Origin of the sequence: Streptomyces diastatochromogenes (assembly GCF_002242805.1) — a bacterium.
Classification (GTDB): domain Bacteria; phylum Actinomycetota; class Actinomycetes; order Streptomycetales; family Streptomycetaceae; genus Streptomyces; species Streptomyces diastatochromogenes.
Map to the genome: position 1 here is coordinate 1 of NZ_MCGQ01000214.1, position 266 is coordinate 266.

Genomic DNA, 266 nt, shown 5'->3' on the forward strand with positions numbered 1-266 from the left:
GCCCTCGCCGCCGCCACCGGCACCACCCCCAAGACCCTGCGCTTCTACGAGCAGGCCGGGCTGCTGGCTGACCCGCCCCGCACATCGGGTGGCTACCGCGACTACCCGGCCCACGCCCGGGCCCGGGTCGGCTTCATCCGCTCCGCCCAGGCGGCCGGCCTCAGCCTCGCCGAGATCCGCGACGTCCTGGCTATCCGCGACGGCGGCCATCCGCCCTGCGGTCACGTCACCGAACTCCTCGACCGGCACCTCGCCGACGTCGAGCA

1 protein-coding gene is annotated in these 266 nt (G+C 75.2%); it reads left to right on the plus strand.

The annotated features are described in order from the left end of the window. On the plus strand, window positions 1-266 hold a 266-nt coding region (locus BEK98_RS47680; RefSeq protein ID WP_143684312.1), incomplete at both ends, for a MerR family DNA-binding protein.